At 70.3% G+C, this 23,511-nt stretch carries 23 protein-coding genes; 11 read left to right on the forward strand and 12 right to left on the reverse strand.

Features of this window, described 5'->3' with window-relative positions; translation table 11 throughout:
• Window positions 1–198 precede the first annotated feature (198 nt).
• On the reverse strand, window positions 199–1,008 hold the full coding sequence (locus ACN267_RS25450) for a pectate lyase (RefSeq protein WP_307821153.1): 810 nt from the start codon (window positions 1,006–1,008) through the stop codon (window positions 199–201).
• A gap of 247 nt (window positions 1,009–1,255) precedes the next feature.
• Entirely contained in the window at window positions 1,256–2,440 is a 1,185-nt protein-coding gene (locus ACN267_RS25455) for a tetratricopeptide repeat protein (RefSeq protein WP_421489803.1), read from the reverse strand.
• Window positions 2,441–2,792: 352 nt separating this feature from the next.
• Here ACN267_RS25455 and ACN267_RS25460 point away from each other — a divergent pair, with 352 nt between their 5' ends.
• Both ACN267_RS25460 and ACN267_RS25465 read left to right on the forward strand, forming a co-directional pair.
• Window positions 2,793–5,048, forward strand: coding sequence for a CHAT domain-containing protein (locus ACN267_RS25460; RefSeq protein WP_421489804.1), 2,256 nt, complete (start codon window positions 2,793–2,795; stop codon window positions 5,046–5,048).
• Window positions 5,049–5,145: 97 nt separating this feature from the next.
• Window positions 5,146–5,655: a tetratricopeptide repeat protein gene (locus tag ACN267_RS25465; RefSeq protein WP_421489805.1), complete on the forward strand. Its 510-nt coding sequence runs from the start codon at window positions 5,146–5,148 to the stop codon at window positions 5,653–5,655.
• 50 nt (window positions 5,656–5,705) lie between these two features.
• Here ACN267_RS25465 and ACN267_RS25470 read toward each other — a convergent pair whose 3' ends face one another.
• Complete coding sequence (locus ACN267_RS25470; protein ID WP_421489806.1) at window positions 5,706–5,948, reverse strand: hypothetical protein; 243 nt, start codon at window positions 5,946–5,948, stop codon at window positions 5,706–5,708.
• Window positions 5,949–6,176: 228 nt separating this feature from the next.
• Between ACN267_RS25470 and ACN267_RS25475 the strand changes: the two genes are divergently transcribed.
• Window positions 6,177–6,515 carry a transposase gene (locus ACN267_RS25475; RefSeq protein WP_421489807.1) on the forward strand — a complete coding sequence of 113 codons (339 nt, stop codon included), beginning with the start codon at window positions 6,177–6,179 and terminating at the stop codon, window positions 6,513–6,515.
• A gap of 144 nt (window positions 6,516–6,659) precedes the next feature.
• Here the strand turns inward: ACN267_RS25475 and ACN267_RS25480 are convergent, their stop codons facing one another.
• Together ACN267_RS25480 and ACN267_RS25485 are read right to left on the reverse strand one after the other, a co-directional pair.
• Window positions 6,660–7,610 (reverse strand): CU044_5270 family protein, encoded by a 951-nt coding sequence (locus ACN267_RS25480; protein ID WP_421489808.1) that lies wholly within the window; start codon window positions 7,608–7,610, stop codon window positions 6,660–6,662.
• Entirely contained in the window at window positions 7,607–8,215 is a 609-nt protein-coding gene (locus tag ACN267_RS25485; protein WP_421490496.1) for an RNA polymerase sigma factor, read from the reverse strand. Before ACN267_RS25485 ends, ACN267_RS25480 begins: the two co-directional genes overlap by 4 nt.
• Window positions 8,216–8,578: 363 nt before the next feature.
• Here ACN267_RS25485 and ACN267_RS25490 point away from each other — a divergent pair, with 363 nt between their 5' ends.
• On the forward strand, window positions 8,579–9,256 hold the full coding sequence (locus tag ACN267_RS25490) for a hypothetical protein (protein WP_421489809.1): 678 nt from the start codon (window positions 8,579–8,581) through the stop codon (window positions 9,254–9,256).
• 820 nt (window positions 9,257–10,076) lie between these two features.
• Here the strand turns inward: ACN267_RS25490 and ACN267_RS25495 are convergent.
• The 4 genes from ACN267_RS25495 to ACN267_RS25510 form a co-directional block, all read right to left on the reverse strand.
• The gene (locus ACN267_RS25495; RefSeq protein WP_421489810.1) at window positions 10,077–10,796 is read right to left on the reverse strand and encodes a CDP-alcohol phosphatidyltransferase family protein; all 720 of its coding nucleotides are present in this window, start codon (window positions 10,794–10,796) and stop codon (window positions 10,077–10,079) included.
• Window positions 10,771–11,838 carry an iron-containing alcohol dehydrogenase family protein gene (locus tag ACN267_RS25500; RefSeq protein WP_204958274.1) on the reverse strand — a complete coding sequence of 356 codons (1,068 nt, stop codon included), beginning with the start codon at window positions 11,836–11,838 and terminating at the stop codon, window positions 10,771–10,773. Before ACN267_RS25500 ends, ACN267_RS25495 begins: the two co-directional genes overlap by 26 nt.
• Window positions 11,826–12,557, reverse strand: coding sequence for a sugar phosphate nucleotidyltransferase (locus tag ACN267_RS25505; RefSeq protein WP_421489811.1), 732 nt, complete (start codon window positions 12,555–12,557; stop codon window positions 11,826–11,828). Before ACN267_RS25505 ends, ACN267_RS25500 begins: the two co-directional genes overlap by 13 nt.
• Window positions 12,558–12,657: 100 nt before the next feature.
• Window positions 12,658–13,467 carry a hypothetical protein gene (locus tag ACN267_RS25510; RefSeq protein WP_421489812.1) on the reverse strand — a complete coding sequence of 270 codons (810 nt, stop codon included), beginning with the start codon at window positions 13,465–13,467 and terminating at the stop codon, window positions 12,658–12,660.
• Between the two features lie 167 nt (window positions 13,468–13,634).
• Between ACN267_RS25510 and ACN267_RS25515 the strand changes: the two genes are divergently transcribed.
• Window positions 13,635–14,729, forward strand: coding sequence for a PLP-dependent aminotransferase family protein (locus ACN267_RS25515; RefSeq protein ID WP_421489813.1), 1,095 nt, complete (start codon window positions 13,635–13,637; stop codon window positions 14,727–14,729).
• Window positions 14,730–15,025: 296 nt separating this feature from the next.
• Window positions 15,026–16,174, forward strand: a complete 1,149-nt coding sequence (corA, locus tag ACN267_RS25520) for a magnesium/cobalt transporter CorA (protein ID WP_204958271.1) — start codon at window positions 15,026–15,028, stop codon at window positions 16,172–16,174.
• 11 nt (window positions 16,175–16,185) lie between these two features.
• Here the strand turns inward: corA and ACN267_RS25525 are convergent, their stop codons facing one another.
• A complete protein-coding gene (locus ACN267_RS25525) occupies window positions 16,186–17,100 on the reverse strand; it encodes a polysaccharide deacetylase family protein (RefSeq protein ID WP_281901795.1) in 915 nt (304 codons plus the stop codon).
• A 233-nt stretch (window positions 17,101–17,333) separates the two neighbouring features.
• On the reverse strand, window positions 17,334–18,230 hold the full coding sequence (locus ACN267_RS25530; RefSeq protein WP_421489814.1) for a hypothetical protein: 897 nt from the start codon (window positions 18,228–18,230) through the stop codon (window positions 17,334–17,336).
• An 84-nt stretch (window positions 18,231–18,314) separates the two neighbouring features.
• Here ACN267_RS25530 and ACN267_RS25535 point away from each other — a divergent pair, with 84 nt between their 5' ends.
• Both ACN267_RS25535 and ACN267_RS25540 read left to right on the forward strand, forming a co-directional pair.
• Window positions 18,315–18,845 (forward strand): peptidylprolyl isomerase, encoded by a 531-nt coding sequence (locus tag ACN267_RS25535; protein WP_204958268.1) that lies wholly within the window; start codon window positions 18,315–18,317, stop codon window positions 18,843–18,845.
• Window positions 18,846–18,872: 27 nt separating this feature from the next.
• The gene (locus ACN267_RS25540) at window positions 18,873–19,820 is read left to right on the forward strand and encodes a rhomboid family intramembrane serine protease (protein WP_204958267.1); all 948 of its coding nucleotides are present in this window, start codon (window positions 18,873–18,875) and stop codon (window positions 19,818–19,820) included.
• Window positions 19,821–19,883: 63 nt separating this feature from the next.
• Here ACN267_RS25540 and ACN267_RS25545 read toward each other — a convergent pair whose 3' ends face one another.
• Window positions 19,884–20,309, reverse strand: a complete 426-nt coding sequence (locus ACN267_RS25545) for a PH domain-containing protein (protein WP_204958266.1) — start codon at window positions 20,307–20,309, stop codon at window positions 19,884–19,886.
• Window positions 20,310–20,413: 104 nt separating this feature from the next.
• Between ACN267_RS25545 and ACN267_RS25550 the strand changes: the two genes are divergently transcribed.
• From ACN267_RS25550 to ACN267_RS25560, 3 genes are all read left to right on the forward strand, one after another.
• Window positions 20,414–21,586 (forward strand): thiolase family protein, encoded by a 1,173-nt coding sequence (locus ACN267_RS25550; protein ID WP_281901803.1) that lies wholly within the window; start codon window positions 20,414–20,416, stop codon window positions 21,584–21,586.
• 139 nt (window positions 21,587–21,725) lie between these two features.
• Window positions 21,726–22,838, forward strand: coding sequence for an aminoglycoside phosphotransferase family protein (locus ACN267_RS25555; protein ID WP_421489815.1), 1,113 nt, complete (start codon window positions 21,726–21,728; stop codon window positions 22,836–22,838).
• 118 nt (window positions 22,839–22,956) lie between these two features.
• Window positions 22,957–23,469, forward strand: a complete 513-nt coding sequence (locus ACN267_RS25560) for a hypothetical protein (RefSeq protein WP_204958263.1) — start codon at window positions 22,957–22,959, stop codon at window positions 23,467–23,469.
• Window positions 23,470–23,511: the final 42 nt, after the last annotated feature.

Below are 23,511 nucleotides of genomic sequence, written 5' to 3' on the forward strand. Positions count from 1 at the left end.
ATGCGATCGATCAACCCGGGTGCGGATCTCAAGGACCCATTCGATGCTCTGTGGGGTCCTTCTCCGATCCTGGCGAAGGAGGCAGCCCGCGCACATTCCCGTCGTGCGCGCGGACCGCCTCCGTCAAGACGGAACTGCAATGCCGGACCTACGTGCAGGTGACGAGCGCGGGTCGCCCGCCCCGGCCGTGACCGGGTCCTATCGGTAGACGATGTTCGACGAGGTGTACTTGCAGTACGTCCCGTCGGGGCCACTGCCGGTCTTGACGGGTTCGGCACCGGAGCTGTTGCCCGTGTAGCGATCGCAGATGGAGATCTTCCGGCTGCTGTCGCCGTAGATGGTGATGCCCGAGAACGTCGCGGTGTCGCCGTAGTTGGTGTTGATGCCGGCGAGCACCTTGCCGGGGGCGGTCACGGTGACGTTCTGGATGACGACGGTCCGCTTGTACTGGGTCGAGCAGTTGCCGCACGACCGGTACAGCTTGCCGAAGTTGCTGACGTCGAAGTTCTTGATGGTCAGCTTGCCGCCGCCGTTGTGCTGGAACACCTTGTCCGAGGCGGACCGGGCACCCCCGCCGTCGACGGTGTAGTTCGCCGACGAGCCGCCCTTGAACGTCGCGGCGTCCTCGCCGACGTCCTCCCACCACACGTTGACCAGCGTGCAGCTGCCCTTGCAGTGGATGCCGTCGGCGGCCGGCGAACCGATGATCACGTTCTTGATCGTCGCGCCGTCGGCCAGCTCGAAGATCGGCTTCTGGCTCTCGCTCTGGCCGCCGTCACCCATCGCGCCGCCCGCCTTGTAGCGCACCAGACCGAAGTCCCGGGTACCGCTGATCGACTGGGTGCTGGTGACGGTGGTGGTGCTCTTGGCGGTGGGCCAGGTGGCGGCCTGGGCGCCGGTCTGGGTCACGACCAGGCCGGCGGCGACCAGCCCGACGGTGGCGAACGGCAGCAGGGCGACCTGCCACCGTCGGCGTCGTGGCGTCGCGCCGTTGTCACGTGTGCTCACGTGTCCTCCGAGACGGGTGATGGGACGGGGTGGGCGGCGGGCAGTCGTCCGCACGCGCAGAAGCGCTTTCCGCTACCCGCCGTATACGCTAGGAAAGCGCTTGCCTGCGATCTGACACGTTACGACACTCGTCGATGGAACGAAAGGGCTGTCCGGGAGAGGCCACGTTCCTGCTGCCGGAGTCGACACGCGACACCGCGCAGCCGGTGCAGGAGTCCAGCAGCGGCGCTGCATCGAACGGCGGATCCTACGGGCCTTCATCGCGTTGCTTGCGGATCTGCCGAAGAAGGGTGAGGTCGGCATCGAGGACTTGGTGACCGATCTGCCGGTCGAGGTCGACGACACGTTCGAGTTCCCGGATCGCCTGGTCGAGGTCGCCGCCCGCTCTGTGGATCATGGCGATGTGGTACCGGGTGGTGGCTTCGCCGGCCTGGTCGCCGACCTCCCGCCGGATGGACAGGGCCTGGTGGTGATGGTCGAGGGCGCGCTGCCGATCGCCCAGCTCGTGGTACGCCGCGCCGATGTTGTTGAGGATGGATGCTTCGCCAGCCCGGTCGCCGACCTCGCGGATGATGGCCAGGGCCTGCTGGAACTGGTCGAGGGCCCGCTGCACCTCCCCCAACCCGCTGTACACGTCGCCGATGTTGTTGAGGGCGGCGGCCTCGCCAGTCCGGTCACCGACGGCACGTTTGATGGTGAGGGCCTGGTGGTAGTGGTCCAGGGCCCGCTGTGGATCCCCCAACCTGTCGTACACCGCGCCGATGTTGTTGAGGATGGATGCTTCGCCAGTCCGGTCACCGACGGCACGTTTGATGGTGAGGGCCTGCTGGTAGTGGTCGAGCGCCCGGCGCGGGTTTCCCACGTTTCTGTAGACGGTGCCGATGTCGGTGAGGGTGGTGGCTTCGCCGGTCCGGTCGCCGACCTCCCGGGTGATGGTGAGGGCCTGGTGGTAGTGGTCGAGGGCTCGGGATGAATCTCCCAGACCGCTGTGGACGCCGCCGATGCTGGTGAGGGTGACGGCTTCGCCGGCCCGGTCACCGACTTCCCGTTGCAGGGGGAGGGCCTGCTGGTAGTGGCCGAGGGCCCGCTGCCGGTCCCCCAGGCCGAAATACACCCGACCGATCTGGCTGAGCGTGGCGGCTTCGTTGCCCCGGTGGCCGGCCTGCCGGTACAGGGTCAGAGCCTGCCGGTAGTCCTCCAGCGCCGGCCAGGGCCGACCGGTCGCCGAGCGCGCCCATCCCCGGTCATAGAAGGAGCCGGCATCCGGTCCCAGGGTCAGGGTGGCGGTGGCGATGGCCTCGACGTCGGTGAACCGCGAGGTAGGCAGCCACACCCGGCTCACCCGGTCACCGACGTCCCGGGCGATCTGCGGCTGCCGACCGGCGACCGCGAGCCGGTGCACCTCGACCCAGCGGGCAACGGCGTCCGCCACACCCATCCCGCTCCTCCTGACGCTCCCTGTTACCGCCGGACCGTGGCACCATCCGGCAACCGGCGGTGCACCGATCGTGCATGTTCTACCCCGCAGGGAGGTGGTCGTGAGTCGGAAAGCCGTCACCCGAGGCGGGTTCACGCAGCGGTTCCGGGACGTGAGGGAGACGTACAGTAGCCACCCAAGGTCCACCGTCGATCACCCGGCGGTGGGTGGTCCCGAACCGGTGCGACCAGGCGTATCAGCATAGACGCAGAAAAGGCCACAGTGGAGGTTGCCGGGGCGCGGACCGCGAGCCGCACGGCGGAGCCGTGGGCCGCACCGACCTGACCACCACGACGGGGATGGGCAGATGAGCACCTTCGACCTGGAGGCCTTCGCGCAGACCTCGGACCACCATGAGCTGCGGCTGTCCGCCGACGGCCAGCCACCACGGACCCGCAGCCTGGACCGGGCCACGGTCGACGAGCTGATCACCCTGGTAGGCCGCGACTACAGTACCGACGCTGCCTACCAGGGGTACAGCGCGACCCGGCTGGCCGCGCTGGGGGCCCGGCTGACGGAGTTCCTGGACGGCGACGAGCGGTGGCTGGCCCCGTTGCTGGCCCACCCCGCCGGGGCGGTGCTGCGGATCAGCGCCGAACAGCGGCTGCGACACCTGCCGTGGGAGTTGCTGGCCCGGGAGGGCGGATTCCTGACGGTGGCCGGGCGGGCACCGCTGTTGCCGGTCCGTACGGTCGGCACCCACGCGGCGTTGACCGGCCAGGTTGCGCCGGGTAACCGGCCGTTGCGGGTGCTGTTCATGGCGGCCTCGCCCGAAGGTGTCGAGCCGGTGCTCAACTTCGAGGGCGAGGAGGCGGCGATCCTGGCCGCGACCCGTCGCACCGGCACCGATCTGGTGGTCGAGGAGAGCGGCACCCTGGAGGGCCTGCGGTTTCTCAGCCGTGACTACGGGCCGGGTCACTTCGACGTGCTGCACCTGAGCGGGCACGCCACCACCGCCGGTGGGCAGCCGGTGTTCCTGCTGGAGGACGAGTACGGTGCGCCCACCAGGGCGACGGCCGACCAGCTCGCCGAGGCGATGCAGGGGCACTGGCCGAGGCTGGTGTTCGTCTCCGGCTGCCTGACCGCCGACGCCCCGGAAGGCGGGGTGTTCCCGTCGATGAGTGAGAGCCTGGTGCAGGCCGGTGCCCCGGTGGTGCTGGGCTGGGCGCTGCCGGTCGGGGACGTCTCCGCCACCGACTTCGCCGCCGCGCTCTACCGGGCACTGGCCGACGGCGGGTCGTTGGACCGTGCCGTCGTCGAGGCCCGCCGTCACCTGTTCCACGACAGGAAGAGCAGCTACTGGCATCTGCTCCGGGTCTACGCCGACCGGTCCCCGCTGGCCCCCCTGGTCACCCCGCTGCACACCAAGGGTCGCAAGCGGTTGCAGGTGCGCGCCGCCGACCAGCAGTTCCTGGACCCGCAGACCCAACTGTCCCGCGTCGCGTCCCGCGCCGAGTTCGTCGGCCGGCGGCGGGTCATCCAACGCTGCCTGCGCGTCCTGCGGCAACCCGCCGACACCCCCGGCGCGGCGCAGGGCCTGCTGCTGGCCGGCATGGGCGGGCTCGGCAAGAGCAGCCTCGCCTCCCGGCTCCTGGAACGCATGCCCACGCACCAGCGTGCCGTCTGGTACGGCCGGGTCGACGCCATCAAGTTCCGCGAGCTGACCAGCAAGATCCGCTTCGACAGCCTCGACCAGAGCATCGAGGCCGCCGCACTGCTCGACAACGAGCAGGTTCCCCTGTCGATCCGGCTACGGCACCTGCTCGACGTCGACGGGCCGCTCGGCGACACGCCCTGCCTGTTCGTGTTCGACGACTTCGAAACCGGCAACCTCGACACCCGCGACGACGGCAGCCGGGTCCTCGCCCCGACGATGGCCGAGATCCTGCCCGCCCTGCTGGCCGCCATCCGCGACACCGGCAGCCCGAGCCGCGTCGTCATCACCAGCCGCTACCGCTTCCCCACCCCGGTTGGCACCACCATCGCCGTCGAGGCGCTGGAAACCCTCACCCCGGTTGAGCAGACCAAGAAGATTGCCAACCTGACCAACCTGCGCCCCGAATCCATCATCAACCCCACCATCCGGAATCGGGCGATCGAGGCGGCAGCCGGTAACCCCCGCCTGCTCGACTGGCTCAACCGGATCGTCGGCGACGCCACCCTCGACGTCGACGGCCTGCTCACCGCCATCGAGAACGAAGCCGACCGGTTCCGCCGGGAAACCGTCCTGGCCGACAACCTGCTTGACTCCCAACCCCTCGAACTGCGCCGGATGCTCGCGAGGATCAACGTCGTCGAACTACCGATCCCCGCCGCCACCGTCCACGCCCTGCACCCGCACCCCGACGCCGCCCGGCACCTGCGGCGGGCCGTCGAACTCGGCCTACTCGAAGAGGGCACCGACCCGGAGAGCCGCGAGCCCCGCTACTTCGTTTCCAACCTCTTGCACCCCCTCGTCCGCTCCCTGCTCACCGATGAGGAGCACATCCAGGCCTGCGCCGACGCTGCCAAGTCCCTCTACCAAATCTGGGTCCTCGACCCCACCCCCGCCGATGGCCACTGACCCGAAGGTCCTCGCCTGTTGGGTCGAGGTGCATCGGCTCGCAGTCGCCGGGTGGCAGCCCGCTATCGCCCGGGACGTCGGTGACCGGGTATGTCGTGTGTGGCTGCGTACCTCGCGGTTCGCCGCCGTCGAAGCCATGGCCACCGCGACCCTGACCCTCGGCCCGGACGCCGGTTCCTTCTACGACCGGGGTTGTGCCCGGCGTGCGACCGGTCGGCCGCAGCCGGCGCTGGAGGACTACCACCAGGCCCTGACCATGTACCGGCAGGCCGGCCACCGGGGCAACGAAGCCGCCACCCTCAACAACATCGGCCTCGTGTACGCCAACTTGGGGGATCGGCAGCGGGGCCTGGACCACTACCAGCAGGCCCTGCCCATCCTGCGGGAGGTCGGCGACCGAGCCGGCGAAGCCGTTACCCGGTATAACATCGCGATGGTCCACCGGGCGGACGGTGACCTCGACCAGGCGATCCGCGAACTCGAACGCGTCGTCGACCTCGACCGGCAGGTCGGCCACCCCGACCTCGAAGCCGACACCCGCGTCCTCCAACAACTCCGCCGAGAACGCGCGGAGGACCCAAGATCCGGACCGCTCCCAGGACCGTGACGGCAGCGGTGTCAGTGGATGATCCGCACCACCTGTCCGGCGATGGCATATTAGTTCGCGCCGGGGCAGGCGGAGATCCAGGCGTACAGCAGGGCTTCGCCGGTGCGCAACGGGACACCGGCGACATTGGCCGGGATCAGCGCCGACAGCGGCTGCGTCTGCCCGGTGCAGGTCCAGGTGCGGTACTGCCGAACGGACCCGTAGGCGATGCGGTTCCCCACGGCCTGAATGATCGTGGCGCGCAGCTCGCCGGAGGAGCCCTCGTCATAGGTCACCGCGTAGTCCAACTGCACCCAAGACGTGGAAGGCCAGCAACGACCCCGACTTCACCTCGAAGATGCGCCGCATCCTCGACCTCTACGACCACCCACCAGCCGACGGCAGGGTGCTCTGCGTCGATGGGTTCGGGCCACTCAACCTCCAACCCCGCCCCGGCCACGCATGGCGAGGCGTCGGACATCCGGTGCGACTACGCGCCACCTACCAGCGTGACCAGGGCGTACGGCACATGATCGCCGCCCTTGACCTCGCTACCGGACCGCCTGCATTACCGCATCCGCGACCGCAAACGGTGGTGCGATTTCCTCAGCTTCCTCAAGACCCTGCGCCACCGCTGGCCCGACCAACACTTCTACCTGATCCTGGACAACTTCTCCCCGTGCAAGCACCGTCAAGTCCGCGCCTGGTGCTTCGCCAACCAGGTCGACCTGGTCTTCCTGCCGACGTATGCGTCCTGGCTGAACTGGGTCGAGGCCGAGGACCCGTGCGCCGGAGTAGCGGTATCCCGGCGGGGTCGATACCCCTACTCCGTCCCAAACCGAGTGGATCAAGGTGAGCGCCATTCGGCATCGGAGCGTTGATCGACGGGGTGCCAATGCTGCTCTCGCCACTCTGGCGGTGTGGGCCGGTCGTCACATCGTCGGCACACCGATGTCGTGGCCGAAGTCGGCGGCTCGCCGCGCACGCCTGCATCGGAGTGCGCGGCCCGCCTCGGCGATGACCGTTCAGGCTGGGACTTTGCCGGCCTCTGTGGTCGGGGCTTGTTTAATTATGGCCGAGCTGGTGGTTCCCAGGAAAGTAAATGAGGTGGAGTCGAATACCAGCGCTTCGAAACCACCTGCGGAGATACCGATTCCTCGCCGACCTGAACCATCCTGGACGTCGTTTACCGTGCCGACACCCGGGAGCTTTGCCAGAGCCTTGAAGATTACGCTGCGCTGTTCTGGCTGTAGGTAAGTCCCTGTCATGAGAAGCGACCTTGCTGTTTCGAACGCTAAGCCGTCCTGCCCACTGATCGGGTTGGGAATCGAGGGCTCCGGGCTAGGTGAACCACCTGGGCGATCCCCGATGAGCCAGGCCAGCACCGCAGAGGGGTCAGTAGGGAAATCAATTGGTAAGACGCCCCTTGTGCAGGGTGCGGCTGCACCTCCTGGTACGGCCGGCTTTTGCGCCTCCGGACATGGGGCGACCGGAAGCCAAGGCCCCCACTCGCTGCCGCCCTCTTCGGGGCGCTGTCGTTGCTGGCCGCTCTTCGCTGGGTCCACCGGGAGCCAGATCTGGGTCACGACCGGGCTATTTCTGACGACCTTGAAGGAGCCGTCAGGCTGCTCAACTTGGCTCGGGTAACTGCTGACCGTCTCGGTAAAGATGTACTCGCTGGCCTGGAGGGGAAGAAGAGTGGATTGGCTGCTGACGGCGGCGGCCTTGTCGAGGATGGTAGTGGCCCCGTTGGCCGCCGTCTGGCCAGGCGATATTCGTGGCGGACTCGGCCATACGACCGCCAGCGCCGCAGTAACTCCTGCTACCGCAAGCGTTGCGACTCCGGCGTGCCATATCTTCAACGGTCGCCTACGAGGTGGGTCGCAGAGGGTGGCTGGGGAAAATGGAGCAAGTGGCTCACCCTGGCCCGGGGCGAGGTCCTCTCCCAGCTGCTTGATCAGTTCTAGATCCTTCACGTCAGCTCCAGGGCGATGTCGTCGGGCAGATACTTGCGGATCTTCTGACGGGCGCGATGCAGCCGCGATCGAACTGTGCCGGGCGGTACCTGAAGCGCCCTGGCTACTTCCTCGTAGTTCAGACCGGCCCACGCGACCATGAGCAGCACGTCCCGGTCGCGACGAGAGAGCTTCGTGAGCGCCTCGATCAGCGGCTTCCGTAGCGTCCGAGCTGATACCGCATCAGCCACCTGATTGGCAATACTCTCCGTACGTTCCTGATCTTGATGGATGGAGCGGAGGAGGGTGCGATACCTGGCCTTCTCCACACGGTGGTGGCGGGCGATCTCGTTGATCGCTATGGCGAAGAACCACGGCCGAGCATCGCTGTGTCTGAGGTCGTACGTCTGTCTGGCGCGGAACGCCTTCAAGAAGGTCTCCGCGACGACGTCCTCTGCTGCCTCCCGTCCGAGTCTTCGATAGGCATAGCCGTGCAACACCCTGGCATGTCGCTCATATAGCACACCGAAGTGGCTGGGGTCCAGCATCGACTCCTTGATGACCTCGGAGTCGGTGCGTTCCGCTGTAGCCGGGGTGCCGTGAACGTGGCCTTCCGTATTGATCACCTGCTTCAAATCCGCCTCCTGTGTTCCGTGGCCGCCCTGTCTATGCAGCAGAGGGTCAACGCGTTCGCCCTTTTCGGCCCGCCTACACTATCGTTATCGATTCGTTACACTGACGTAGTGTTACCTGAGTTTCGAGTGGATGGGCCGTGACCTGCCCGGCCCTCACGTAAAGATTAACCCTAAGTGATAGATGTCAAAAAGTAAAAGCAGTCTTTAATTGTTGGAGCATTGTGGGCGGATCCGCGGCAATTCCGCTGCTATCGTAAGGGTCGACGGGGAATGTTTGCGCTGGCAGAAAATGGCGGTCCGCGGGCTGGCATGCCCTCGCCTTAATTCCTAATTACCCTGGACGGAGAGGAATCAATGGCGAAATCAAGAAGACTGGTTCGTGTCCTGCTGGCGGCATCTGCTGCCGCTGCAATCAGCGTCAACGGTGTGCCCGCTCACGCGGGTGGCGCTACCGTGGCCTCCGCCTCCGAAGTGTCGGTGGCCCTCGGGTCACTAATGGAGCTCTATCCGGGCTCGGTAGTGGTGAGTGAAGACACTCTTCGGATTGCTCCTGGTGTCGAGATCACCATGCCGGCGAGCCAGCCGCGAAACAAGAGAGTGTTGTCAAAGGCTGCTGTCAAGGCGGCCCTCGATGCCCCAGCCCGCCAACGACCTGCACCCTCTGCTCCGTCCGAAAGCTGGATCAAGACACCGGCCCAGCGCGGCGCAACTGCCGAGCCACCCCATTACGGATGTAACTATCAGTACCTGTGCCTGTTTGCGGATCAAGGTTTCCTCGGGTACAGCATCAGCTTCTACACCTGCGGGTTCAGGGATCTGGCGACGTTCAACTATCCGACGGGTGGAAAGTGGAACGACCGGATCACGGGCTATGTCAACAATCAGACGAGCGGGACCGTCAGCACCTTCTCCAACTGGAATGGCAGCAGCTTCGTCAAGCTCTTTTCGAGTGAAGCGATCGACTGGAACAGCAACATTGGCCTTGGCGGCTTGTCATACAACGACATCATCGATGGTGTGCGTGTCTGCTAGACACTGAATCGAGATTGGACGCGCGAGGCAAATCTGTGATGTGTGGATCACAAGCCGACAGGGACATGCTGTCGCGCGACCCTGTCGGCTTGGTCCCTGCGACGGTTTGGCATCGTGCCGTCGACGGCGATGGCCCGCGCAGGCCCTCTCGGGAACGTGCGCGGGCCCGCCTCACCGGTGGGCGGAACTGGATTCCCTGCCCTACCTGTGGACGATGTTCGACGACGTGTACTTGCAGTACGTGCCGTCGGGGCCGCTGCCGGTCTTGACCGGTTCGGCACCGGAGCTGTTGCCTGTGTGCCGCCCTTGAACGTCGCAGCGTCCTCGCCGACGTCCTACCACCACACGTTGACCAGCGTGCAGCTGCCCTTGCAGTGGGATGCCATCAGCGGCCGGCGAACCGATGATCACGTTCTTATGGTCGCGGCGCCGGCCTTGTAGCGCACCAGACCAAAGCCGCGGGTGCCGCTGATCGACTGGGTGCTCTTGGCGGTGGGCCAGGTGGTGGCCTGGGCGCCGCTGGGTCACGACCAGGCCGGCGGCGACCACCCCTACGGTGGCGAGCGGCACCAGGGCGAGTCGCCACCGCCGGTCGCGTGCTGGTGCGCCGTTCTCACGTCTCCTCCGAGTGGATCAAAGGATCTCCGCTCCGGACGCCAAGACTCTGATGCTCAGAGATCACCTGCAGCGGCTACTTGGGACCAGCCTGACTCCATTGGGGGCGATGTAGCGGTATCGGGCGCGCTTGATACCGCTGTATCGACCCAGTCGAGTCGATCAAGCTGGGCGGGGCCGACGCGGCCCGCGCGAGTGCTGGTCCCTACAGCGAGGCGCGGGCCGAGAAGGCGATGCTGGCCAGCAGGAAGCCGCCGTTGACGATGGTGAACGCCACGACCACCCAGAACACCAGCGCCGGCACGAGCATCAGCACCAACCCCGCCACGAAGATCACCGCACCGTAGTCGCGGACCAGTTTGACCAGGCGTACCGGCAGGGAGGTGGAGGTGACCATGCTGGCGGCGTTGGGGCCGGACTGCATCACCGAGGTCACCAGGTTGACCATCCAGGTGCCGGCGAAGGTCGCCACCAGCCAGGTCGGCGTGGAGGGGCGCTGCGCCACGGCGGTGGCCGACAGGGCGGCGACCAGGGCGATCTGGGCGGCCACGTCGCAGAGCACGTCGACCCGGGCACCGGCCGCGCTGCCCTGACCGGTCACCCGGGCGAGCTGCCCGTCGGCGCAGTCCAGGGCGTACGCCACCTGCCAGCCGACCAGCGCGACCAGCCCGACCAGCCAGGCCGGTACGGTGCCGGCGGCGACCCGGTCGGCGAGCGCCACCACGGTCACCGAGGCGGCCAGGCCGAGCACCAGGTTGGTGATGGTCAGCGCGGTCGGGCGCAGTCCGAGGCGCTGGGCGACCAGGGCGAAGACGGCACCCAGCCACTGGCTGACCGATTCGCTGAACAGGCCGCCGCCCCGGTTGACCCGGTGGAAGTCGGCGACGGTGGGACGGGGTTCAGCCACTGTGGTCGCGGAGTGCACCGGCGTAGTCTGCCAGCCGCTCCCGCGTCTCGGTAACCGACATGGCCAGGTGCTCCAGGATGGTGTACCGGTCGGGGCGGGTGGCCGGGGCGAACTGCACCGCCTCGACGAACTGGTCGTCGGTGAGGCCCACGTCGGCCGGGTGCCGGGGCAGCCGGTGCCGGCCCAGGCAGGCCGCCATCTCGACGAAGCGCCGCTGGTCGCCGCGCAGGAACGTGCAGAACAGCGCACCGAGCCCGGCCAGCTCGCCGTGCGACGAGGTGCCGGGGAAGAGGGCGTCGACGGCGTGCATGATCTCGTGGCAGCCGCCGCTGGCCGGCCGGCTGCTGCCGCAGACCGCCATCGCCAGGCCGCTGGAGATCAGCGCCTCGGCCAGCACCGTGACGAACGCGTCGTCGGTCATGTCGCCGGTGTGCGCGAGCACCGCCTCAGCGCCCATCCGGGCCAGCGACGCGGCCAGGCCGTCGACCGGTTCGCCGCGTACCTGGCGGGCCAGTTCCCAGTCGGCCAGGGCGCTGATGTTGCTGACCACGTCGCCGATGCCGGCCCGGTTGTGCTGGTCGGGGCCGGCGGCCACGAAGTCCAGGTCGACGATCACCGCGATCGGGATGTGCACCCCGTAGGAGCCCTTGAGTCCGCCGGTGATCAGGCTGGCCACCGGGGAGGCGATGCCGTCGTTGGCGAGGCTGGTCGCCATCGTCACCATTGGCAGTCCGCGCCGGGTGGCGGCGTACTTTGCCACGTCGATGGTCTTGCCGCCGCCGATGCCGACCACCGCGTCGTACGAGCGTTCGCGGAGCTTGCCGCCCAACTCGTCGGCGGCGTCGAGGGTGCCGCCGGCCACGGTGAACACGTCCGCCGAACGCAGCGACGGCCGCAGCAGGTCGGCGATCTGCCCGCCCTGACCGGGGCCGACCACCACCGCCACGTCACCCCCGGCGGAGATCCGCCCGTCGGCGAGGATCGTGGCCAGGTCGGCGACCGCACCGCGCCGCACATCGATGTGCAGCGGGGTCAGGATGGTACGGGCTAGTAGCGGCACGCGATCTCCCGCGCCCGGGTCAGGTCGTCGTGGTTGTCGACCTCGACCCAGGAGACGTCCCCGATCGGCGCGGCCCGCACCTCGCCACCCCGGTCGGCGAACTCCTGGTAGCCGTCCTCGTAGTAGAGGTTCGGGTCCCGCCGCCAGGTCGCCTCCAGCGCGTCGGCGAGCGCCCCGGCCACCTGCGGCTCGATCAGCGTCGCGCCGATGTACTCGCCGTACGCCTCGCCCGGGTCCATCAGCTTGGTGATCCGGGTGAGCTGGCCGGCGGCGTCGAAGGTGGTCTTCATCTCCTCGTCGGCCAGCGCCTTGAGGGTGTCCACGGCGAGCAGGATGCCCGGCCCGCGCTCGGCCAGCAGGGTCTTCTCCACGCTCACCGGGTGCACGGTGTCGCCGTTGACCAGCAGCACGCCCCGGGCGAAGTGTTCCCGGGCCAGCCACAGCGAGTAGGCGTTGTTCCACTCCTCGGCCCTGTCGTTGTGCACCAGGGTGAGGGTGACGCCGTACTTCTCCTCCAGCGCCGACTGCCGCTGCACGACCGCGTCGGCGGCGTAGCCGACCACGATCACGATCTCGGTGAGCCCCACCTCGGCCAGGTTGCGCAGCGCGATGTCCAGGATGGTGGTCTCACCGTCCACCGGCACCAACGCCTTGGGCAGGGTGTCGGTGTACGGGCGCAGTCGGCGTCCCGCACCGGCCGCGAGCACCATCCCGATCATGCGGGGCCTCCCTCGTACGACTCCAGGTCACCGTGGAGGATAGCCCCGGGTGACCGGCCGGCCGCCGTCAACCGGGAGTTCACCCGGGCCGGCCGGGGGTTCAGCCGGGCAGGGCGGCCAGGTCGGCGAGCACGCCCAGCCGCTCGTCGGCGGTCAGCGTGGCGTACGGGCCGGCCGCCCGACGGTCGGTCTCCAACTCGATGGCCCGCCGCTCCGGCCCGTCCGGCAGCTCGCCGACGCTGGCGGCGGTGTGCCCGGCGGCGGTCCACGCGTCGGCGTACGCGTCGGCCCGGTGGTACCGCAGCGCGCCGATCCGGTTGAGCAGCAGCACGCCCGGCGGGGTGCCGTCCGGCTCGTACGGCGGGGCGACCGCCGCGAACGCGGGTCCCGGCCCGGCGTCCGGCTCTCCGGCCAGCAGCACCGCGTACGCCACCACCCGCCCGTACGCCTCGACGAGCCGGCGTACCCGGTCGTCGTGCCCGGCCCACAGTTCCTCGGTCACCTCGGCGTGCACCTGGTACAGCTCGGTGAGGAAGTCGACGCCGCGTTCGGTGGCGGTGATCCCGCCGTCCGGCCGGCGGGCGATCGTGCCGTGGGCGACCTGTTTGTCCAGCGCCCGCTGGCAGGCGGCGGGGTCGCGGTAGCGGTTGACGGCGGCGAAGCCGGCCCGGTCGACGGTGCCGCCCGGTGCGGCGAGCCGGGTGCGGAACTCCACCAGGAAGCCGGTGGCGGCGGGCCCGCCGTACCGTTGGCTCAGTTCGGCGCCGCCGCCGTCGCGGCCGGCGAGCATCCCGGCCACGAACGCCCGCTCGACCGCCGGGGCGACCAGCCCGGCGAAGCGGTGCGGTGCCAGCTCGACGCCATCGTCCGTGATCAACGCGCCGGCGTTGCGGAGGGGCTCGGTGGGCACGCTTCGACAGTAGCGAGCGGGGGCGGGCCGTGCCGATGCCCGGTCCCGTCCCGACCTGCACCGGAGTCGACCGGTTCGGCCCGTCCCGCCCCGTACGGCGTGCCCGCATGTTGAACTTGGCGTGTATGCCGGCCGGAGCGGCCCGGACAGGCCCTAGGCTCGTGCGCATGACCGCCGAGCAGCTGATCTCGTTCGCCCGTGGCGCGCCCTCGCTGGACATCGTGGATGTCGAGGGGCTCAAGGCCGCCGCCGTCTGTGCCTTCGACGCCGACCCCGCCGGGGTCACCGCCTACGGCACCTCCGTGGGTTACCCGCCCTTGCGGAAGTGGATCGCCGAGAAGCACGGCGTCGAGGCGGATCAGGTGCTGGTCACCAACGGCTCGTTGCAGGCCGACGCGTTCCTCTTCGACCACCTGGTCCGGCGCGGGGACGCCGTGGTGGTGGAGCGTCCGACGTACGACCGGACGCTGCTCAACCTGCAACGGATGGGCGGCGAGATCCACGGCGTGGGCATCGAGCCGGACGGCCTGGACACCGCCGAGCTGCGCAAGCTGCTGGAGTCCGGGGTACGCCCCCGGCTGGCCCACGTGATCCCGAACTACCAGAACCCGGCCGGCGTGACCCTCTCCCTGGACAAGCGCCGTGAGCTGCTCGACCTCGCCGCCGAGTACGGCTTCACCATCTTCGAGGACGACCCCTACGCCGACATCCGGTTCCGGGGCGAGCCGCTGCCGTCGATGCTGTCGATGGACACCCGGGGGGTGGTGGTGCACGCGTCGAGCTTCACCAAGACCGTCTGCCCCGGGGTCCGGGTCGGTTACCTGGTCGGGCCGGCGAGCCTGATCGCCGACATCGCCAAGAAGGCGACCAGCCTCTACATCTCGCCGGGCATGGTGGCGCAGTCGATCGTGCACCAGTTCTGCGTCTCGGGCGACATCCAGCGGTCGATCGCCACGGTGTCGTCGGCGCTGGGTGAGCGGGCGGGGGTGCTGGCCGAGTCGCTGCGTCGGCACCTGCCGGAGGTGACCTTCGTCGAGCCGGACGGCGGCTACTTCCTCTGGGTGGAGTTCCCTGAGGACGTGGACGTGGACCGGTTGGCCCCGGCCGCCGCCGAGCGGGGCGTCGCGGTGGTCAAGGGCAGCGACTTCATGGTCGACGGCGGGCGGCACGCGTTGCGGCTGGCCTTCTCCGCGGTGACGGCGGACCGGATCGACGAGGGTGTTCGCCGGTTGGCGGACGCGGTGGCGGCCGTACGCGGCTGAAATATCTGTCGGGTTTCTGACAAAAGCACGACGTGGGCCGGTTGAGGGCTCCCCTTGGCCGGCCCGGCGACCCACAATGCTGCGAGCGTCACTCACGTTCGGCCGATGACCCGGTCGTTCCCGCCGGACGGGTGGGCGACGCGGCAGCATTACCCCCGCCCCCAACGGTGCCGGGTGGGTCGGGTCGCCCCCTCACCCCCCTGAATGCGGCCCGACCCGCCCGGTGCCCACACCCGCCATCCACGGCGGCGGCGTAGCCTGCAAGCCGCAGCAGGACACCCGGGAGGGGGAACGCCATGACGGACCGGGCGGCACGGGAACGGTCGGCGACACTCCACGGCGGTCGGGTGCTGAACCCCCGCGCCTGGGTGTCCCCGGTGCGCGCGATGTCCCGCATCCTCAATGCCGACGGCTCCCCCCGTACCCCCACGCCCACCGGCCCGGGACGCAGCGGGGTGGTCGACTGCGGCCTCTACGTCGACGGCGAACGCCGCCCCGGCCAGTGGCAGTACGCCGAGGCGCTGGCCGCCGCCCGCGACGAGCGCGACGGGTTCGTCTGGCTCGGCCTGCACGAACCGGAACTGGCCGAGATGACCGCCATCGCCGAGACGTACGGCCTGCACGAACTGGCCGTCGAGGACGCGGTGAAGGCCCAGCAGCGGCCCAAGCTGGAGCGCTTCGGCGACGTCAGCTTCCTGGTGCTGCGTACCGCCAGGTACTGCGAGCACAGCGAGCTGACCGAGACCTCCGAGGTGGTGGAGACCGGCCAGGTGATGCTGTTCATCGGGCCGAACTTCCTGATCAGCGTCCGGCACGGGGACGCCTGCCGGCTGTCGCCGGTCCGGGCCGACCTGGAGGCCAAGCGGGACCTGCTGCGGCACGGCCCGTGGGCGGTGGCGTACGCGATCACCGACCGGGTGGTGGACCTCTACCTGGAGGTGGCCGACCAGTTGGAGGACGACCTCGACGTGCTGGAGGCCGACGTCTTCGACCGGCAGAGCAGCGGCCGGATCCAGCGGATCTACCAGATGAAGCGGGAACTGGTGGAGTTCAAGCGGGCGGTGATCCCCCTGCAACGGCCGCTGCTGACGCTGACCGCCCAGGTCAACCGCGAGGTGCCGCAGGAGGTACGACGGTACTTCCGCGACGTGCAGGACCACCTCAGCCGCACCGTCGAACAGGTCAACTCCTACGACGACCTGCTCAACTCGATCCTCCAGGCCCGGCTGGCGCAGGTCACCGTCGACCAGAACAACGACATGCGCAAGATCGCCGCCTGGGCGGCCATCGCGGCGGTGTGGACCGCGTTCGCCGGTGTCTACGGCATGAACTTCGAGAACATGCCCGAACTGAAATGGACGTACGGCTACCCGGGGGTGCTCGCGTTGATGCTCACCATCTCATTGGCGCTCTACCGGTGGTTCCGCCGCAACGGCTGGCTCTGACCGACCCCCGGTCAGTGGGCCGGGGCGGTGGCCGGGGTGGCCGCCGCCATCAGCTGCGAGACGGTGACGAACTCGAAGCCCCGCCGCCGCAGCCCGCTGATCATCGCGGCCAACCCCCGGATCGCGACCAGCCGGTCCACCGGCCCGGTGTCGTGGGCGAGCAGGATGGTGCCCGGCTCACAGGAGTCGACGACGTAGTCGACCAGGCCGTCCGGATTCTGGGTGAACCGGGATTCAAGCATCTGCCGGTTCCACAGGACCACCTGGTAGCCGAGGTCGTTGGCGGCGAGCAGGGTGCTGCCGGCGAGGTGCCCGTACGGCGGGCGGAGCAGGGTGGGCTCCCGGCCCCAGAGCCGGGTCAGCTCGTTGTGCGCCCGGCTGATCGCCGTGCACGCCTGCTCGTAGGTCATCTTCGCCAGATCCTGGTGGGCCCAGGTGTGGTTGCCGATCTCGTGACCGTCGAGCCGGTGCGCCACCAGCCGACCGTACTCGCGGGCCCGGCGGCCGACCATGAAGAAGGTGGCCGGGGTGTCGGTCTGCGCGAGGATCGACAGCACCCGTGGGGTCCAGTTGGGCGCCGGGCCGTCGTCGAAGGTGAGCGCGATCAGCCGGCGGGTGGTGTCCACGCTCCACACCACGTCGACCCGGGACGACCGGGGCGGGGTGCGCCGGTCGGCGTGCACGGTGGCGGCGTACCCGCCGTAGACGGGCAGCTTGCTGTCGGCGGTCGCCTCCGCGTACCCGAACTCGCCGGTCAGCGCCACCCCGGCGCCGGCCAGGGCGGCGGCGGTGCCGGAGAGCACCCGCCGCCGGGACAGCGCCCGCTCACGCCCGGCCGGGCGCTGGGCGGACTGGTCCGAGCGCCCCGTCGAGGGGGCACCGCTCGGCTCCGGAGCCGGACGCTCCGGATCGGTGGTCGGCGACATAACGAGCACTGTAGGAGCCGGACGCCCGCCGGGTGGGCCCGTAACGGTCGGGGGGAACCCTGAAAAATCCTTACGTTCTCATGGGGGCCGCCGCCCTGGGCAGGCTGGATGACGGTGCCGGGCCGTACCGTGCCGGGGGCTGCGGGCGGCGCGGCCCGCGACCCGCCGGAAGTCGGCTGCGGCGCGGGACGACCTGTGGGGTCGTCGCCGCGCCGCCGACGTGGTGCGGGGGATCAGCGCCGGGTGCCGGACTGCGCCTGGTTCCGAGCGGCGTCGAGCGCCTTGCCGAGGTCGTCGGCCGGCCGGCCGGAGACGTCGGTGGCGCCCTCGGCGACCGAGGGGACCTTGTCGTTGGGGTGGATCACCGGTTTGCCGGCCGGGGTGCCGGACGCCACCGCGGAACTGCCGACGCCGGTGGCCGGGGTGGCCGAACCGGTGGGCGTGGTGCCGCCCGCCGACGGGGTCTCCACCACCAGGATGTCGACGTCGTCGCGGGGGGCGTCGACGCCGGCGGCGGCCGGGGCGGTGGAGACGCCGGCGGCGGCCGGACCGGTGGAGACGCCGGTGGCGGCCGAACCGGAGGTGGCCGACGGGACGGGGGCGGTGCCGATGCTGCGGGTCGGGTCGTACTCGGCCCACTCCTGCTGCTCGCGGCGGCGACGCAGGGCCATCGCGCCGGCCACCCCGGCCACCGTGCCGGCGACCAGCAGGCCGGCCATCATGCCGCGCGAGGTCCGCTTCTGCTTGCGGGCCTTCGGGCTCTTCGCCTTGATCTTCTTGGTCACCCTGGCCTGCTTGGCTGCGGCGGCCTTCTTGCCGGCCACCGCCTTGCCGGCGGCCTCGGCCTGGGCGTGGCGCACCGCCAGGGCCACCGGGGCGAGTGCCGCGGCCGTCGTCGCCAGGCCGCTGGAGGCCCGGTCCCGCACCGCGACGGCGGTCGGTGCGACGGCACTACGGGCCGACTGGACCCGCGGGCCGACCGTGGCGCCGGCGCCCTTCGCCGCGTGCGTGGCGGCCTGCCTCAGGTGACCGATGCCCTGGTGCAGCTCCACCTTTGCCAGCTGCCCCTGGGTCTTGCGCCGCCCGATTCCAAACACGGTCCCACCTCCTGGGAGTTGTTCCTTCGTCATCCTCCACCAACGGATGCCTCCGCACTGCCAGATGGGGCACATGGGAGGATCCGCATGGAACTGACCAACGAGTGAGGAGTACCCGTGGCCGAGGCTGTCTACGCCACCTTGCACACCAACGCTGGCCCGATCCGGCTGGAACTCTTCGGCAATCACGCTCCGAAGACGGTTCGTAACTTCGTGGAACTGGCGGAGGGCAAGAAGGAATACACCGATCCCCGCACCGGTAAGCCGGGCAACGGGCCGTACTACGACGGCACCATCTCGCACCGGGTGATCAGCGGCTTCATGATCCAGATGGGCGACCCGACCGGCACCGGCCGGGGTGGCCCGGGTTACACGTTCGCCGACGAGTTCCACCCGGAACTGCGCTTCGACCGGCCGTACCTGCTGGCGATGGCGAACGCCGGGCCGGGCACCAACGGCTCGCAGTTCTTCATCACCGTCGGGGCGACCCCGCACCTGAACAACCGGCACACCATCTTCGGCCAGGTGGCCGACGAGCAGTCGGCGAAGGTGGTGGACTCGATCGCCAACACCCCCACCGGCCCGAGCGACCGGCCGTTGCAGGACGTGGTGATCGAGCGGGTCGAGATCGAGCGCACCGGGGCCTGACCGCGGCTGCGAGGTACCTTTGCACGCATGACTGAACGCTCCGGGCCGGCCGGCGACGCCACCGGTGGGTCGGTGCCGACCACCCCGGTCTGCTACCGCCACTCCGACCGGGAGACGTACCTCAGGTGCTCCCGCTGCGACCGGCCGATCTGTCCGGACTGCATGCGGGACGCTCCCGTCGGCCACCAGTGCCCGGAGTGCGTGAACGAGGGACGCCGCAGCGTACGGCCGGCGCGTACCGCCTTCGGTGGCGGTGCCGCCGGCCGTCGCGGCCTGGTCACCCGCACCCTGATCGCGCTGAACGTGCTGGTGATGATCGTCTCGGTGCTCAGTGACCGGGGCGGGGACTCGCTGATCGGCGGTTCCGGCTTCGGCGGCCTGCTCGGCGGCGGCACCCCGCTGACCCAGTGGGGTTCGGTGCTCAGCTACGCCTCGTACGTGCCGTTCGGCGAGGCCCACGGGGTCGCCTCCGGCGAGTGGTACCGGCTGGTCACCGCGATGTTCCTGCACTACGGCGTGGTGCACCTGCTGCTCAACATGTGGGCGCTCTGGGTGCTGGGGCGGGAGCTGGAGGCGCTGCTCGGGCCGCTGCGGTTCCTCGGCCTCTATCTGATGGCCGGGCTCGGCGGCAACGTCGCGGCCTACCTGTTCAGCAGCCCCAACACCGCGTCGGCGGGTGCCTCGACGGCGATCTTCGGGCTGTTCGCGGCGGTCTTCGTGCTGATGCGCCGGCTCGGCCGGGACACCTCGGCGATCCTGCCGATCCTGGTGATCAACCTGATCTTCACGTTCACCGTGCCGGGCATCTCCATCCCGGGCCACGTCGGCGGGCTGATCGTCGGGGCGCTGATGGCGCTCGTGTTGGCGTACGCCCCCCGGATGCGGCGCTCGGTGTTCCAGGCGGTCGGTGCGGGGGTCATCCTGCTCGCGCTGCTCGGACTGGTGATCGTCCGTACCGCGATGCTGCTCGGCTGAGTGGCAACGTGGCGGTGGTCGGACATCTGTCAGCCCCGCTGGGTCGGTCACCCCGGCGGCACCTCAGGGACGGGCGGCCCGGACCGCCTCGGCCACCTCGGCCGGGGGCGCGCCCAGGTCGGCCCGGCCGAGCAGGTGCAGGGTCTCGCCAGCGTCGATCTCCAACGTCTCGCCGGTCAGCCCGAACCGGGTCCGTCGGTCCACGGTGACCGCCTCCACCGCCTCCCACGGCAGGTACCGCCGGCCGGCGTACCCCCGCACGACGGTGATCCCGTCGGCGTCGACCGCGAGCCGGACCGGGGCGAGCAGGTCGCGTACCGCCCAGGCGGCGATACCCACGGCGGCGGCGACGGCCAGCGCCAGCCGGACCGGGTCGCCGTCGGCGAGCAGTAGTCCGAGGGCGACCAGCCCGACCGCGCCGGCCAGCTTCACCGCCGGGACCGCCGGGGGGACCCGCCACTGACGGGCCGGAGACGTTGGTGGATGCACCGTTCCAGCATGCCAGCCGCGCCGGGCCGGCCCCGGCGACGCGGGCGGCGGACCGGCGTCCGGGGACGTAGTATCGACACAGCCGAAGTTACCGGGGAGTAGTCATGAGTGACGCAGTCATCGTCGGTGCGGTGCGTACCCCGGTCGGGCGACGCAAGGGCGGCCTGGCCGAGGTGCACCCGGTCGACCTGTCGGCGCACGTGCTGCGCGCCCTCGCCGACCGCACCGGCATCGATCCCGGCCAGGTCGACGACGTGGTCTGGGGCTGCGTGTCCCAGGTCGGCGAGCAGTCGTGGAACGTCGCCCGCAACGCCGTGCTCGCCGCCGGCTGGCCCGAGTCGGTGCCCGGCACCACCCTCGACCGGCAGTGCGGTTCCAGCCAGCAGGCCCTGCACTTCGCCGCCGCGACGGTGGTCTCCGGTCAGGCCGACCTGGTGGTGGCCGGTGGCGTCGAGTCGATGACCCGGGTGCCGATGGGGTCCAGCGTCGGCGACGGCATGCCGTTCAGCGACCTCATCCGGGCCCGCTACCGGGGGGTCGAGGGCTTCGCCGACGACCAGCCGCTCCCGTTCAACCAGGGGGTCGGCGCCGAGCTGATCGCCGCCCGGTGGCGCTTCTCCCGCAGCCAGCTCGACGAGTTCGCCCTGGCCAGCCACGAGAAGGCCGCCGCCGCGCAGGACGCCGGGGCGTTCGACCCGGAGCTTGCCCCGGTGCCGTTGAGTGACGGCCGTTCGTTCACCGCCGACGAGGGCATCCGTCGGGACACCTCGCTCGCCGCGCTCGGCGAGCTGAAGACCCCGTTCCGCGCCGACGGGGTGGTGACCGCCGGGTCCGCGTCGCAGATCTCCGACGGGGCCGCCGCGCTCGCCGTCACCACCAGCGAGTGGGCCAGCCGCCACGGCCTGCGCCCACTGGCCCGGGTGCACACCGCCGTGGTCGCCGCCGACGACCCGGTCGCCATGCTCACCGCCCCCATCCCGGCCACCGCGAAGGCGCTGCGCCGCGCCGGCCTGGGCATCGAGGAGATCGGCGTGTACGAGGTGAACGAGGCGTTCGCCCCGGTGCCGCTGGCCTGGCTCGCCGAGACCGAGGCCGACCCGGAGCGGTTGAACCCGCGCGGCGGGGCGATCGCGCTGGGGCACCCGCTCGGTGCGTCCGGTGCCCGGATCATGACGACGATGCTCCAGCACATGCGGGACAACGACCTCCGGTACGGCCTGCAGACCATGTGCGAGGGCGGCGGCATGGCCAACGCCACCATTCTCGAACTCCTCTGACGCCGTCCGCCGATCCCCGTAACGGGGCCGATGTCGCGGTGTCCGGGTGGCTCCGCTGCCGCCACCTCGGCTCCCTCGCGATTCCGTCCGACCGAAAATGGCGGGTGCCGGGGTGGGTGGGTGGCCTACTCTGCGCGGCGTGACGATCGTCTCCGTGGCCCCCGGCTGGGCCGACCCGCAGTGGCGGGCCACCGCGCTGGACTGGGTGACCGGGCAGCTCGACCGGCACGGCCGGCGGGTCACCGGCCCGGTCGAGGCCCGGCAGCGCCCCTGGTCGCTGGTCTGGCAGGTGCCCACCGACGCCGGGCCGTACTGGTTCAAGGCGAACAACCCCGGCACGGCGTACGAGGCGGTGCTGCTGGCCGAACTGCCCCGGCTCGTCCCCGGCCGGGTGCTCGACCCGGTGGCCGTGGACCCGGCGCGGGGCTGGTCGCTGCTGCCCCACGGTGGCCCGTCCCTGCGTGACCTGGCCGAACCCGACCCGGGCCGGTGGGCCGATGTGCTGGCCGCCTACGCCGACCTCCAACGGACGGTGGCTACCCGGGCCGACGACCTCGTCGCACTCGGCGTGCCCGACCACCGGCCGGCGGCCCTGCCGGCCCTGCTCGCCGAGCTGCTCGACGACCGCGCCGCCCTGCTCCTCGCCCCGGAACACGACGGCACCGACACCCGCCCGGCCACCGGCGGCACCGATGTCCGCCCGGCACCCGGAGACGATGGCGACGGCGACGCCCGCCCGGCCGCCCGGGTCGACGGCGACGGTGCCGGGAGCGACGACGGTGTGCTGGACGCGGCGACCTACGAGCGGCTGCGGGCGTACCAGCCGCGCTTCGCCGAGGACTGCGGGCGGCTCGCCGACACCGGCATCCCGGCCAGCGTGCAGCACGACGACCTGCACGACGGGAACGTGTTCGCCGCCGACGGTTACCGCTTCTTCGACTGGGGGGACGCCTCCGTGGCGTACCCGTTCGGCACCCTGCTGGTGACCCTGCGGTCGGTGGCGCACACCTACTCGCTGCCCGAGGGGGACCCGGTGCTGCTGCGGCTGCGGGACGCCTACCTGGAGGCGTGGACCGACCGGCACGACCGGGCGGCCCTGCGGGAGGCCGCCGGGCTGGCCGTCCGGGTGACCACGGTGAGCCGGGCGCTGTCCTGGCGGCGGGCGCTGGCCACCACCGACCCGGGTCGCGCCGAGTACGCCGACGCGGTGCCGGGTTGGCTCGGTGAACTGTTCGCGCCGATGCCCGTGTGACGTCCCGGGTCGGGTCGTCGGCGCGGAAAGACGCACCGGCGGTGCGACCCGCAGGAGTGGAAGTTCCAAAAGTCGACAGTGACCCACATCACCCCTGGTCACGGCTCGTTGGCCAGGTATGGACGTCTTCTCGCGCACCTTCCTCCCGGCCGCCGCCGAGACCGGGCTGGCGGTCCAGACGGTGAGCCGGCACATGCCGGTCTTCCGCCAGTGCGTCGGGTCGGGGGACGCCACCATCCTGGTCGCCCGGTGTGCCCGTCCCGACCGCCCGGTCGACGGCGACTATCTCCTGCTGCTCACCCACCGTCGGCTGGTGGTGACCCGGCAGACCCGGGTACTGCACCGGTTGCGCCTGCACCTCAACACCGAACTGCGGGAGCTGAGCAACGTCACCTGGAGCCCCGACCCGCGCGCCCAGGCCGTCGAGCTGGCCGCTACCGCGATCGACGGGGTACGCGAACGGTTCGTCATCCGTACCCAGCACCCGAAGCAGGTGTGGCAGCTCGACACACTGCTGCACCACGCGTTCCGGACCCGGCTGCGCCGACCCGAGGAACGGGTCGTCGCCACCATCGGTGACGCACCGACCGTCGCGCCGGCCCCGCTGCTGCGCCCGCTGCCGGCCCGCTGACCGCCCGTCGCGTCACCACACGCGCTGCCGCCCCGCTGACCG

Origin of the sequence: Micromonospora sp. WMMD734 (assembly GCF_049178975.1) — a bacterium.
In the GTDB taxonomy this organism is placed as follows: Bacteria; Actinomycetota; Actinomycetes; order Mycobacteriales; family Micromonosporaceae; genus Micromonospora; species Micromonospora wenchangensis.